At 43.4% G+C, this 13686-nt stretch carries 10 protein-coding genes; 6 read left to right on the plus strand and 4 right to left on the minus strand.

Translation table 11 applies throughout. The features are described 5' to 3' along the window. Positions 1-2: 2 nt before the first annotated feature. The gene (locus ALT761_RS05690; RefSeq protein ID WP_129737223.1) at positions 3-1925 is read right to left on the minus strand and encodes a PrkA family serine protein kinase; all 1923 of its coding nucleotides are present in this window, start codon (positions 1923-1925) and stop codon (positions 3-5) included. Between the two features lie 254 nt (positions 1926-2179). Beyond that, on the minus strand, positions 2180-2761 hold the full coding sequence (gene sodB, locus ALT761_RS05695; RefSeq protein ID WP_129737225.1) for a superoxide dismutase [Fe]: 582 nt from the start codon (positions 2759-2761) through the stop codon (positions 2180-2182). A gap of 510 nt (positions 2762-3271) precedes the next feature. On the opposite strand from sodB, the gene ALT761_RS05700 reads away from it, so the two are divergent. The 5 genes from ALT761_RS05700 (at position 3272) to ALT761_RS05720 (ending at position 11509) form a co-directional block, all read left to right on the plus strand. Then, the gene (locus tag ALT761_RS05700) at positions 3272-3622 is read left to right on the plus strand and encodes a Grx4 family monothiol glutaredoxin (RefSeq protein ID WP_129737227.1); all 351 of its coding nucleotides are present in this window, start codon (positions 3272-3274) and stop codon (positions 3620-3622) included. A 293-nt stretch (positions 3623-3915) separates the two neighbouring features. Continuing rightward, entirely contained in the window at positions 3916-6477 is a 2562-nt protein-coding gene (locus ALT761_RS05705) for a TonB-dependent receptor plug domain-containing protein (protein WP_129737229.1), read from the plus strand. Between the two features lie 146 nt (positions 6478-6623). After that, positions 6624-7184: an RNA polymerase sigma factor gene (locus ALT761_RS05710; protein ID WP_129737231.1), complete on the plus strand. Its 561-nt coding sequence runs from the start codon at positions 6624-6626 to the stop codon at positions 7182-7184. Between the two features lies 1 nt (position 7185). Beyond that, positions 7186-8253 carry a FecR domain-containing protein gene (locus ALT761_RS05715; RefSeq protein WP_129737233.1) on the plus strand — a complete coding sequence of 356 codons (1068 nt, stop codon included), beginning with the start codon at positions 7186-7188 and terminating at the stop codon, positions 8251-8253. A 397-nt stretch (positions 8254-8650) separates the two neighbouring features. After that, positions 8651-11509, plus strand: a complete 2859-nt coding sequence (locus ALT761_RS05720) for a TonB-dependent receptor (protein ID WP_232043581.1) — start codon at positions 8651-8653, stop codon at positions 11507-11509. Between the two features lie 82 nt (positions 11510-11591). Here ALT761_RS05720 and ALT761_RS05725 read toward each other — a convergent pair whose 3' ends face one another. Further along, on the minus strand, positions 11592-11786 hold the full coding sequence (locus ALT761_RS05725) for a bacterioferritin-associated ferredoxin (RefSeq protein WP_013784972.1): 195 nt from the start codon (positions 11784-11786) through the stop codon (positions 11592-11594). A 251-nt stretch (positions 11787-12037) separates the two neighbouring features. On the opposite strand from ALT761_RS05725, the gene ALT761_RS05730 reads away from it, so the two are divergent. Next, entirely contained in the window at positions 12038-12643 is a 606-nt protein-coding gene (locus tag ALT761_RS05730; protein ID WP_013784971.1) for a peroxiredoxin, read from the plus strand. A 173-nt stretch (positions 12644-12816) separates the two neighbouring features. Here the strand turns inward: ALT761_RS05730 and rnt are convergent, their stop codons facing one another. After that, entirely contained in the window at positions 12817-13473 is a 657-nt protein-coding gene (gene rnt / locus ALT761_RS05735) for a ribonuclease T (RefSeq protein WP_129737237.1), read from the minus strand. Between the last annotated feature and the right edge of the window lie 213 nt (positions 13474-13686).

The raw sequence follows: 13686 nt of genomic DNA on the forward strand, positions 1-13686 counted from the left end.
CATTATGAGGCTTTACGAACTCGTAAATACCACTCACACAATAGTCTGACTTGCTTTTGTGTATAGCCTTTTTCCGTCATTCGATTTACAAAGTCGTCATGCTTTTTCTGCTCGTCGGCCGACCCTTTTGTATTAAACGAAATAACTGGCAGCAAATCTTCCGTGTTGGAAAACATTTTCTTTTCAATCACAGTGCGTAATTTTTCATAACTCGTCCACGATGGGTTTTTACCACCATTGTTGGCCCTTGCACGAAGTACGAAATTCACTATCTCATTGCGGAAGTCTTTAGGGTTGCTAATTCCCGCGGGCTTTTCGGTTTTCTCAAGTTCAGCATTTAGTGACGCGCGGTCAAAAAGTTGACCGGTTTCTGGGTCACGATACTCCTGGTCTTGGATCCAAAAGTCTGCATAGGTGACATAGCGGTCGAAAAGATTCTGACCGTATTCTGAGTAAGATTCCAAATACGCGGTCTGAATTTCTTTACCAATAAATTCAACGTATTTTGGTATCAGATAGCCTTTTAAGAACTCTAAATATTGCTCACTTAAATCTGGTGGAAATTGTTCACGTTCAATCTGCCTTTCAAGCACATAGAACAAATGCACAGGGTTGGCAGCCACTTCTTGATGATCAAAGTTAAACACACGAGATAGTATTTTGAAGGCAAAGCGAGTTGACAATCCTTCCATGCCTTCATCTACGCCGGCATAGTCGCGGTATTCTTGATATGACTTCGCTTTAGGATCGGTGTCTTTCAAGCTTTCCCCATCATAAACCCGCATTTTTGAGAACAAACTCGAGTTTTCAGGTTCTTTTAATCGAGATAGCACAGTGAACTGCGCTAAGCATTCTAAGGTATCTGGTGCGCACGGTGCCCCTTTAAGTTCACTGCTATCTAGCAGTTTACGGTAGATATGAATCTCTTCACTTACTCGCAAACAGTAGGGTACTTTGACAATGTAAACGCGGTCTAAAAAGGCTTCATTATTCTTGTTGTTTCTGAAGGTTTGCCATTCTGACTCATTTGAGTGGGCTAAAATCAGCCCATCGAAAGGTAATGCTGAAAAGCCTTCGGTAGGATTATAGTTACCTTCTTGGGTGGCAGTAAGTAGTGGATGTAGCACTTTAATCGGTGCCTTAAACATTTCCACAAATTCCATCAACCCTTGGTTCGCCTTACACAGTGAGCCCGAATAGCTGTAAGCATCTGGATCGTTCTGTGCGTATTGTTCTAAGCGCCGAATATCTACTTTACCTACCAAAGCTGAAATATCTTGGTTGTTTTCATCGCCAGGTTCAGTTTTCGCAATACCTACCTGATCAAGCACAGAAGGGTAGACACGCACAACTTTGAACTGGGTAATGTCACCATTGTATTCGTGCAAGCGCTTGCGAGCCCATGGCGACATGATGGTTTTTAAGTAGCGTTTTGGAATGCCATATTCTTGCTCAAGTAAATGGCCATCTTCTTTGGCGTCAAACAAGCAAAAAGGGTGGTCATTTACCGGCGAGCCTTTAATGGTGTAAATCGGCACATGTTGCATAAGCTCTTTTAATCGCTCAGCCAACGACGACTTACCGCCCCCTACAGGGCCCAGTAAATAGAGGATTTGTTTCTTTTCTTCTAACCCCTGCGCGGCATGTTTCAGGTAAGAGACTATTTGCTCAATAGCTTCTTCCATACCATAAAATTCATCAAATGCGGGGTAGCGAGAAATCACGCGGTTTGAAAATATGCGACTCAGTGCGGGGTCCGTCGCGGTGTCTATCATTTGAGGCTCGCCAATGGCACTTAGCAATCGTTCAGCAGCATTTGCATAAGCTGCTGTGTCTTCCTTGCAAATCTCAAGGAACTCCTCAATGGTAAACTCTTCCTGCTTTCGTTCTTCGTATCGGTTTTGGTAATGTTCGAAAATACCCATAAATACCTCTTAAAAAACGGTTGCCCGTAATTTCAGCTTAGTCGGTATTTAGAAATAGGAAACAAAAATCATAGTAAACTTTTGTATAGATGAGCAATGATTGGTCTAACGAAAAATGGAATTTTTTCGTTAAAATAGAGTCAGATACACCCATTAGTATTACTTAAAAGTCTGTATATTATTTTCTGTATATTATTAAATAATGGGCATAAAAAAACCCGCCTAGGCGGGTTTTTGAAATTTTCTGAAAACGATTACGCGAAGTTCGCGCTAGCAAATTCCCAGTTAGCAAGTGCCCAGAAGTTTTCTAGGTACTTAGGACGCACGTTACGGTAATCGATGTAGTAAGCATGTTCCCAAAGGTCAACAGTCAATACAGGTGTAAGCTCATCACCAGAAATTGGTGTTTCGGCGTTACTTGTATTCACGATGTCTAAAGAACCGTCAGCTGCTTTAACTAACCAAGTCCAGCTAGAACCAAAGTTGTTCACTGCTTTGTCGTTGAATGCAGCTTGGAAGTCAGCGAATGAGCCCCATTTTGCATTAATTGCTTCAGCTAGCGCACCAGTAGGTTCGCCGCCACCATTCGGGCTTAAGCAGTTCCAGTAGAACGTGTGGTTCCAAACTTGTGCTGCATTGTTGAAAACGCCACCTTCAGAAGACTTGATGATCTCTTCTAGGCTTTTGCTTTCCAAATCAGTACCTTCAACTAAACCGTTTAATTTAGTTACGTAAGTAGCGTGATGCTTGCCGTAGTGATAGTCCAGCGTTTCAGAAGAAATATGCGGTTCAAGTGCATTTTTTTCGTATGGTAATGCTGGTAATTCAAAAGCCATATCGGTCTCCATGTTGGTTTAATGTTTTTTAAACAACGTTAATTTAAGCTCGCAATGCCTGTTCAACGAGCCTGTATAAATACTTTATCTAAGATGCTTATTTTATAATAGCAAAAGCATGCTGTAGATGTAGGGGCAAATTTGTATAACTCAATGACAAATTTATGAAAATTCCAAATTCATGTCTAGTTATAATAATTGCCTTTCAAATCCCTATATCGTGAATGCTAGATTATGCTGCGTAGCAGCTACTTTGCAAACGATAGAAACTAGAGTACTGATAGTAAGTAATATCAGCATTAGATATAAGATCACTTTCATCTTACCAATGCGACTACGCTATATGAGATTAATGCTATCCTCAATTGCCTTGGGCACCACAGGTTATATAAATACCCCTTTCAGATGCGGTGAGTATAAACCCCTGAAAGAAACTATGATAATATTACCCTTGAATTCTACACGCTCATTCCCACTTATAGGGAATAACTTTTCCGCTGAGAGGACCTGATGGATAACACTGAAACTCAATCCACCGTAGACAGAATTAAGCAACAAATTGAAGAAAACCCTATTCTTTTATATATGAAGGGTTCTCCTAAACTGCCAAGTTGTGGTTTTTCTTCACAAGCATCACAAGCACTAATGGGCTGTGGTGAACCGTTTGCGTATGTAGACATTTTGCAAAACCCAGATATTCGCGCTGAACTACCAAAGTATGCGAACTGGCCAACTTTCCCGCAATTATGGGTAGACGGCGAGTTAGTTGGTGGTTGTGACATTATCATGGAAATGTTTCAACAAAACGAATTGCAGCCGTTAATTAAAGAAACGGCAGAGAAAAACAAGACTGAAGAATAAGATTAGAAAGCCGGCAATTAGCCGGCTTTTTTGATTAAAACCCCGCAAAAATACACCACTTTCAATTCCCGTAAATACTAATAGACAGACCAGAAAACAAAATCCTCTATGGTTTGAAAATAAATAATTATTTTGTCCAAAAACGTTTGTTTTATAAGAGTTTACATCTTATAAAACGTGGGTGCTGACAAGTATATGGTCAGCGTTAAAGGTATAAAATAACTATCACTCGCTGCACTTATTACGTTCATGAAAGCGTAGAGGTGACAGGGGGAAAATCCCGGGAAACCACTATGAATACATCTTTGTCTTTATTGACCAAACACGTTCGAGGCGTACTTGCTGCGTCAGCGGCATTTTCTGTTATGGCCATTGCGCCAGTGCACGCCCAAGAGGCGGCCGATGCAGCAGAAGCGAGCGCAGAAGATTATGAACAAATCGCCATTGTAGGTTCACGCGCGGCTCCACGTTCTGTCGCTGAATCTGCGGTACCTATCGATATTATTTCTGATGAAGAGTTTAAAAATCAGGGTGCCACCGATGTTGTCTCTATGATGCAAACGGTTGTTCCGTCGTTTAACGTTAACGACCAACCTATTAATGATGCATCTACCCTAGTTCGTCCTGCTAACCTTCGTGGTATGGCATCAGATCACACCCTTGTGCTAGTAAACGGTAAGCGACGTCACCGTTCTGCGGTAATCACATTTTTAGGTGGTGGCTTGTCTGATGGTGCACAAGGCCCAGATATCTCGGTTATTCCAGCAGCGGCATTAAAGCAAATTGAAGTGTTACGTGACGGCGCTGCGGCGCAGTATGGTTCAGACGCCATTGCCGGTGTTATTAACTTCGTATTAAACGATGCGTCGGAAGGCGGCTCATTTGAAGCACGCTACGGCTCGTATTATGAAGGTGACGGCGACATGATTCAGCTGTCTGGTAATATTGGTATGCCGTTATCTGATAAAGGTTTCATTAACCTTTCTGCAGAATACCGTACTGCCGATGATACTTCTCGAAGTGTTCAGCGTGATGATGCAGCAGGCCTAGTAGCTGCTGGAAATACCTTTGTTGCCGATCCTGCACAAATTTGGGGTTCACCTGAAATTAAGCACGACTATAAACTTTTCGCAAACTTAGGGTTAGAGCTAAGTGATACCGCAGAAGCTTATATGTTCGGTAACTTCGCTGAGCGTGAAGTGGAAGGTGGTTTCTACTATCGTAACCCGCACACTCGTGAGGGAGTTTACGCAGCTGATGATGGCGCTTTGTTGGTAGGTGATTTAACTGATGACCTTTCAGGTAACTGTCCTACCGATATTATGCCTGGCGACAACGTATTAACTAACGAACGCTACATCAATGAAGTGGCTAATAACCCCGATTGCTTTGCGTTCAACGAAATTTTACCAGGTGGATTCACACCGCGTTTCGGTGGAACGGTTACCGATATGTCATTGGTATTCGGAACCCGTGGTGAATTAGCGAACGACATCACTTATGACGTAAGTTTGAACTTAGGTGAAAACGAAGTTGATTTTGTTATCAGCAACACCATCAACCCATCACTTGGTCCCGATACACCATTTGAATTTAGCCCAGGTCGTTATACGCAATCAGAGCAAACTCTTGACGTAGATTTCACTAAGCCATTCGAGATTGGCCTTTATGAGCCGTTATTCGTAGCAAGTGGTTTCCAATACCGTCATGAAAGCTACGAGAGTTTTGCCGGAGATACTGCATCTTATGAAATTGGTCCTCTAGCGTCACAAGGTTTTGGTATTGGTTCAAACGGTTTCCCTGGTTTAGCGGCAAACAGCCAAGGCTTAGTATCGCGTCATAACATCGCGTTCTACGTAGATGCAGAAGCGTACATCACTGAGACCTTTATGTTAGCGGGTGCTATTCGTTACGAAGATTACTCAGACTTTGGTGATACCACTAAAGGTAAAGTGGCGTTCCGCTGGCAAGCGCTTGAAAACATCGCATTCCGTGGTGCTTTCTCAACCGGCTTTAAAGCACCTACATTGGGTCAAAGCAACGTACGTAACGTAACCACAGCATTTGGTACTGATGGCAAGCTTATCGACCGTGCTACGCTTCCTCCTACCGATCCTGTATCACAGCTTAAAGGTGGTGAGCAGCTTACTCCAGAAGAATCTGAAAGTATTACGTTTGGTGTAGTGGCAGACTTTGATAACGGTTTGTTCGTTACTGCTGATTACTACAATATCGAATTGACGGATCGTATCAGTACTGCTTCTGGTATTGCGCTTACTGATGAAGATATTGCAATTTTGCTTGATCAAGGCATCAGTGATGCGTCTAGCTTCACTGAAATTAGTTTCTTCACTAATGACTTCGATACCACAACAGAAGGTCTTGATGTTGTAGCAAACTACAGCATGGAAATGTTCGAAGGTGAAACCAAGTTCTCACTTGCGTACAACTGGACGTCTACTGAGGTAGATAGAGCATCTGAGAATATTTCAGCTGAACGTATCCGCATGTTGGAAGATAACCTTCCAGCAGTACGCTACAGTGCGACAGCTAATCATACGAATGGTGACTGGCGCTTCCTAGCTCGTCTTAACTATTTCGGTAGCATTTATGAAGATCACCTAGATTCAGCATTGCCTATCGATAAGGTAGGGTCTGAAATTACGGTTGATTTGGAAATGGCTTATAACTTCACCGAAGAGCTAACTGTAACCGTGGGTGCGAAAAACGCGTTTGATGAGTACCCAGACGAAAATACGCAGTATGCAGGTATTGCAGGTTCATTGTATCCGACTACGTCTCCCATCGGCATCAATGGCGGTTTCTACTACCTGAGAGGTGTTTACACTTTCTAAAAACGGAAACCAGGTAAAAGGAGGCGTTCGCCTCCTTTTATTTCTCTAAATGCTAAAAATATAAGATTTCATCGTGCAAGCAGACCAATAAATTGGCATGATGGTTAAATAACTGTAAGCAATTTGAAACACCTGCAAAATTTAATATGACCAGAAAGTCGACAGTCACCGAATCCTTCTTAAAATATCGCGCAAAGCTAATGCGTGCGGTAAGTACTATTGTGGGTGCCGACGATATAGAAGACATCGTTCAAGAAGCATTTATAAAAAGCTATGAAGCTGAGATGAATCAAGAGATTCGCTTTGAACGCACATACATGCTGAAAACAGCACGTAATCTAGCATTAAACCATGTTGCCAGAGCTGAAAATAAAAATAACCAGCCTATTGATGACATGGATATTTTACCCCACGAACTGGTGGGTTATAGCTTAGAAAAAAATGTAGAAAGTAAGGAACGCTTCATCCACTTTTGCCGAGCGACAGATACTTTGTCTGCGGATGTTAAGCGGGTTTTTCTACTTAAAAAAGTATATGGCATGCGCCAAAAAGACATCGCAGAACTCATTGGGTTAAGCGAGAGTACGGTAGAAAAGCATGTCGCTAAAGGATTAATGTTGTGCTCGAAATATTTAGCCGAGCTATCTAAAGATGACGCGCCCGTGCGCTCATCTTGTAATGCGACTCAGGACATAAGCCGTAGTTAACATGAACAATATTCGTCAGTTTTCCAGCAAAGAAGATATCCAAGAGCAAGCCTGCTTATGGGTAAGCCGTCTCGATCGCGAACTTAGCGAAGACGAAAAGGCACAGTTAGATGAGTGGCTTGCCGAGAGTCCAAATCATCGCAAGGCGCTGATGGAAGCCGCAAACTTGTGGGACGACATGTCTGTACTTAATGAATTAAGTGGCTTGTTTCCTCATCATCAGAATAAAACCGAAACTAAAGCTCATAAGCGCCACAAGCGAGTAGTTACGCAAGCACGTATGAGCGTGGCCGCAGCGTTTTTAGTTATGGCTATTGCGGTAGCTGTTGTAGTTGACCGTATTTGGCTTGAAGAGCCAGATGTAGTGGCGCATGTGTCTGAAAAAATTGAAACCGGTATTGGTGAGCAAAGAAATCTCGTGCTCGCTGATGGTTCTACTTTATTGCTAAACACAAACTCACGGGTTACCGTCGATTTTTCTGACGATGTGCGAAACATTGTATTGCTAAAAGGCGAAGCGCATTTTGAAGTGGCGCACGATACTACGCGACCTTTTACCGTAACCGCAGGTAATAATACGGTTACCGCAGTGGGTACAGCGTTTAACATGCAATATGTTGACGATAACGCTTTCGAATTAGTGGTAACCGATGGAAAGGTATTAGTTAAAGACAGATTTAGTGCATTCAGTAGTAATCAGTCATTGTTTTCTAAAGCGCCCGTTGAAGGTGAAGGCCTGCTTATGTTTGCGGGTGAAAAAGCCACCGTTAAAGGCGATGTTGATGCCCGTGAAAGTTTATCGCAAAACGATATCGACGACGACTTAGCATGGCAGCAAGGTATGATTGTGTTTAAAGGTGAGCGCTTAGAAGCTGTGCTTGCTGAAATTGGTAGATATACACAAGTACATTTTCAGATTTCTGACGAGTCGCTTAAAAGCCGCCGTGTTGCAGGCTACTTTAAAGTGGGCGACATTGATGGCTTGCTAGCGGCGCTTAAAAACAGCTTTAATATTGAATACGAAAAAGTATCCGATACTAGTATTCAGCTTTCGGTTTCTCGAGGATAGTTTAAGGCCGGTGTAGCGCTGGTGTATGGCTTATTCGCAGATAATTCGCAGTTGATGAATAAAGGCAATGAGTCTAGGTTAGTGACTCAAGGTTAGTGGCTCAACGCTAAACACCAATGCAAATGCATTACTTGGCATAAGCTAAACTATTGTGACAATATAATAAAATATATAATAAGTACGATTTCTCATCTTGCATCTTTTGCGTTCGATCAATTTTTCTCGTGTAGTAGTGCGTAGCTATAACAGTGCGCGCAAGGCGAGTATTTGCCTTGTGTTAGCAGCCTGCGCTAGTCACGTAGAGGGCGTATATGCTCAACAGACAACCAAACCGAGTAAACAAGAGAATGCGCTACTGCCTGCATCAGAGGTTGAACCACACGCTGGTCAACGCAGCGTGCAAGAAAATGGGCCAAGCCCAACCAAGCAATCTCATCAAACGGCCTTTCAGTTTTCAATTCCAGCCCAAGATGCCGACGATGCGCTGACAGAACTCGCAAAGCAAGCCAATACCACACTGTTGTTTCCTTTCGACTTAGCACAAACCGTCAAAACCAATTCTTTAGAGGGCAACTTTACCCTTAACGAAGCTTTATCTAAATTGCTTGATGGCACCGAGCTTGCTGTAGTAACCGACAGTGCAGGGCAAGTCAGTATTCGCTCTCGCAGTGATATAGTTGTTCAAAGTACAAAAGGCGAGGGTGAAGAGAAAGCCCAAGAAGAAGACACGAGTACTGCGCTTGAGCGCATTGCTGTAGTGGGTACCAGAAGTTCTCCGCGTAGTGTGGTCGAATCACCCGTACCGTTAGATATTATTGGGTCAGAATCCTTGCGTTCTCAGGGAAACAGCGATGCGTTGTCGATGCTAAGCACCATGGTGCCTTCCTTAAACGTAAACGACCAGCCTATTAATGATGCTACCAGTTTAGTGCGACCTGCTAATTTACGAGGTATGGCGTCAGATCACACATTATTGCTTGTCAACGGTAAACGCAGACATCGCTCGGCGGTGATTACTTTTCTTGGCGGAGGCTTATCTGATGGTGCTCAGGGGCCTGATATTTCGGTGATCCCTGCTTATGCATTAAAGCAAATCGAAGTATTGCGAGATGGTGCTGCTGCACAATATGGTTCAGATGCCATTGCTGGGGTGATTAACTTCGTACTTAATGATAGTGATTCAGGTGGCAGTGTCGCACTGAAAACGGGTACCTATTCTGAAGGTGATGGTGAGTTATTTCAGTTGCAGGCTAATAAAGGGTTTCGTTTGGGTGAGAACGGCTTCTTCAATGCCACGGTAGAATATCGACAGCAACAAGGCACATCACGCTCTGTCCAACGTGATGATGCACAAGGGCTAATCGATGCAGGCAATACGTTTATTAACAACCCTGCGCAAGTATGGGGTGCATTAGACGTTAACGAAGACATGAAAATGTCGGTAAATGCGGGGTGGGAAATTGCGCCTAACTACGAAGGTTACGCGTTAGCAACTTACGCGCATCGTGAAATTAGTGGCGGTTTTTACTTTCGCAATCCACAAACTCGGGAAGGTGTTTTTTCTGAAACGAACGAAGAAACGGGTGTAAGTCGCTTGTTGGTTGGTGATTTAGACGGTATAGGGCAGGGAATTAGTTGCCCCACAATTTTCCTTGATGACACTAATGTATTGGAAAACCCCGATTATTTAAGTATTGCCGATAACACCACAGCTCTTGGTGCGAACTGCTTTGCCTTTAACGAATGGTTTCCTGGCGGGTTTACCCCACAATTCGGTGGCACAATTACTGATGCCTCAGTATTTGCCGGCGTAAAGACAGAATTAGACAACGGTTGGGCAGTGGATTTAAGTGCCAGTGTAGGGTATTCAGACATTGCTTATCGCCTTTCGGGTACAGTTAACCCTTCGCTAGGGCCTGACTCTCCGCTTTCCTTTACTCCTGGGTCTGTGAGCCAAGTAGAACGTACGTTTAATCTTGATTTCGCAAAGCTTATTCAATCCGTATTTGAAGAGCCCATCAGTATTGCGATGGGTGCAGAATGGCGCAGAGAGACTTACTTTCAAAAAGCCGGTGATGATGCTTCTTATGCCGCAGGCTCGCTTGCTTTTGACCCCGCAACGGGGGCATCTCAAGGGTTCGGCATTGGCTCAAACGGATTTCCTGGCTACCAGCCCCAATCCGCAGGGCACTGGAGTAGAAGTAATTGGGCGGTGTACATAGATTTGGAATTTTTCTTAAGTGAGGCATGGCAATTTGGTGTAGCCACTCGTGTTGAACACTTTACTGATTTTGGATCTACCTTTGATGGGAAGTTAAGTACGCGATATAAAATTAACGACTTATTTGCCCTTCGAGGCTCTATCAATACTGGCTTTAAAGCACCTACGGTGGGTCAAAGTAACGTTATTAATGTTACCACGGCTTACAGCGCGAATGGATTAGAAGACCAAGCTACACTGCCGCCCACTGATTTGATATCGCAACAGTTAGGGGCAACATCGCTCACCCCTGAAGAGTCGGTCAATTTTAGTTTAGGAGTAGTGATGCACGTCAGTGATACCTTTTTCGCTACCCTCGACTATTTCAATATCCGTTTGATGGACAGGATCAGTACCACCTCGGCAATACCGCTGAGTGACGCAGACATTCAAATGCTTAGTGCTAACGGGCGAGACGATGCGGCGAAATACAATGCCGCCAAATTCTTCACCAACGACTTTGATACCCAAACCCAAGGTGTTGATTTAGTCGTCAACTATGACTTCACGGTACAAGAATGGAAGCAGACATTGTTGTTAGCTTACAATTGGACAGACACACAAGTAGAGCGGGTGACCTTGTATCCCACCATGGTTGATGGTGAGATAACTTTAATGCCAAACCTGACCCCACAACGAATTAGAATGCTAGAAGACAATTTGCCAGCACACAGAGGCAGTTTGACGTTGGAGCAGTACATTGGTGACTTCAATTTAACGTGGCGGGCAAACTATTATGGAAAATACTACGAAGACCATCTAGATGCCTCGGCGGGCATGGATATTTTTGGAAGCGACACACTAACCGCAGATGCGCAAGTAGCATGGTATTTTTCACCTTCATGGCGAGTAACCTTAGGTGTGCAAAACCTATTTGATACAAAACCTGATAGCAATCCATTTAGTGGGGAAGTAGGGGCTTTGTATCCGCCCACATCGCCAGGGGGAATTAATGGCGCGTTCTATTATTTGGGGTTGGAATACAGTGTAGATTAACGACGCAAAAGTTAATTGAAATAAGAACGTCGAATAAATTTGGGGGAAAAGCTAGGAAAACGTTTGGGGCACAGAAATGGTTTTAGCCTACGTTCTTAAACATAGAATCATCGATAATGGTTTGATCGATAATCTGTTGTGCCATTTGGATGCACTTGCCACACTGGGAACCAAGTTCCATATGTTCACGCAATTCACGCATGTTACCTACGCCATTACCTTGCACTGCGGCGCGTATGCTTTTATCGGTAACGCCGTAACACATACATACAAACATAAAACACTCCAAATAAGTCTGTAAATGATAATAATTGCTATTTCATTCTAATGCAAGTGAGATTTAGTCGTATTCACACTCAATAAATTAATAAAATCGGTGTGCTTTGGTACGATGAGTGAAAAATTAGGAAGAGTACAGTGTGTTACTGCTTGTTATCTAAAATAAAGTACCAATAAACACTGATAGAAAACGCCCAGTAAAAAGACGTTTTACTTATTATTAATTTTTTAAATAAATTGGAGATATATATGAGTGTATTAGTTGGTCGTCCTGCGCCGGATTTTACCGCTGCTGCAGTATTAGGTTCGGGTGAAATCGTAGACTCATTTTCACTATCTGAAACCATTAAGGGTAAAAAAGCGGTACTTTTTTTCTATCCGCTAGATTTTACTTTTGTTTGCCCTTCTGAATTGATTGCTTTTGATAAGCGTTTTGAAGAATTCAAAAAGCGTGGCGTAGAAGTGATTGGCGTGTCTATCGATTCACAGTTCTCTCACAACGCATGGCGAAATACCCCAGTAAACGAAGGGGGCATTGGCCCAGTACAATACACCTTGGTAGCCGATGTAAAACATGAAATTTGTCAGGCTTATGATGTAGAGCACCCTGAAGATGGCGTGGCATTTCGTGGCTCTTTCCTGATTGATGAAGAAGGGCTTGTGCGTCACCAAGTGATTAACGACCTTCCGCTAGGCCGTAACGTAGACGAAATGCTTCGTATGGTTGATGCGCTGGCATTTCATCAAGATCATGGCGAGGTTTGCCCCGCGGGTTGGACACAAGGCAAAGCGGGTATGGATGCATCACCGGAAGGTGTGGCTAAGTACCTTGCAGCAGAAGCTGACAAGTTATAACACTTAACGCTTTGCCGACGCACCTAAAATAGTATGTAAATAGATATACTAGGCGTTTCGCAAATGCGTCTACCTAATACAAAAACAGCGCCATTCGGCGCTGTTTTTTATTTCTATCACATTGTTTTGATTAAATGGCTTTGCCGCTACGCGACCATTTTAAACCTGGTTTATTAGCAAGGCTCATCAGGATTAATAGGTTCATCTGCCAAGGGCCAGCCGCCAAGTGCTTTGTAGCGATTTACCATAAAGCAAAATAGCTCTGTGGTTTTTTGCGCATCATATAAAGCGCTATGGGCTTCTTTTTGATCAAACTCAATACCTGCCGCTCGGCAGGCTTTAACTAATACGGTTTGACCTAAGGTTAAACCTGCAAGGCTGGTGGTATCAAAGGATACAAACGGGTGGAAAGGCGTGCGCTTAATGTTGCAGCGAGCTATGGCGGCGTTCACGAAACTTTGATCGAAGGTGGCGTTATGCGCCACGATTACCGAACGCTGGCAATCCGCATCTTTTTGCGCTTTTCGAATACCTTTGCACAGCGACTTCATTGCTTCACTTTCTTCAATGGCCCCGCGCAGAGCACAGTGCGGATCGATACCGTTAAACTCTAGCGCTGCGGGCTCTAAGTTCGAACCTTCAAAAGGGTCGACATGGTAATGAAAAGTTTGATCAGGATAAATTAGCCCATCTTCTTCCATTTTTACCGTGACGGCAGCGATTTCAAGTAAGGCGTCGGTTCCAGAATTAAAACCAGCGGTTTCAACGTCGATAACAACAGGAAAGTAGCCTCTAAAACGATGAGGAAGGGAATGGTGCAACTCAGACATAGTTTCTCTTAGCAGGTTTTTTGGTTACGTAACACGTCTGTATCAATATAAAAATGCTACGGAAAGTGGAGCGATTATGGCAAGGATAACACGCGGTATCCAGCCTGAATTTCGTTGATGGACGAATTGATAAGCTATGGAAGCTGCAATTGAATGTATAATTGATGGAATAGAAGGCTAAACTTTTCTACACTAAGGACGATATATTCTGTA

This window comes from Alteromonas sp. 76-1 (genome assembly GCF_900654235.1).
Lineage (GTDB): Bacteria > Pseudomonadota > Gammaproteobacteria > Enterobacterales > Alteromonadaceae > Alteromonas > Alteromonas naphthalenivorans.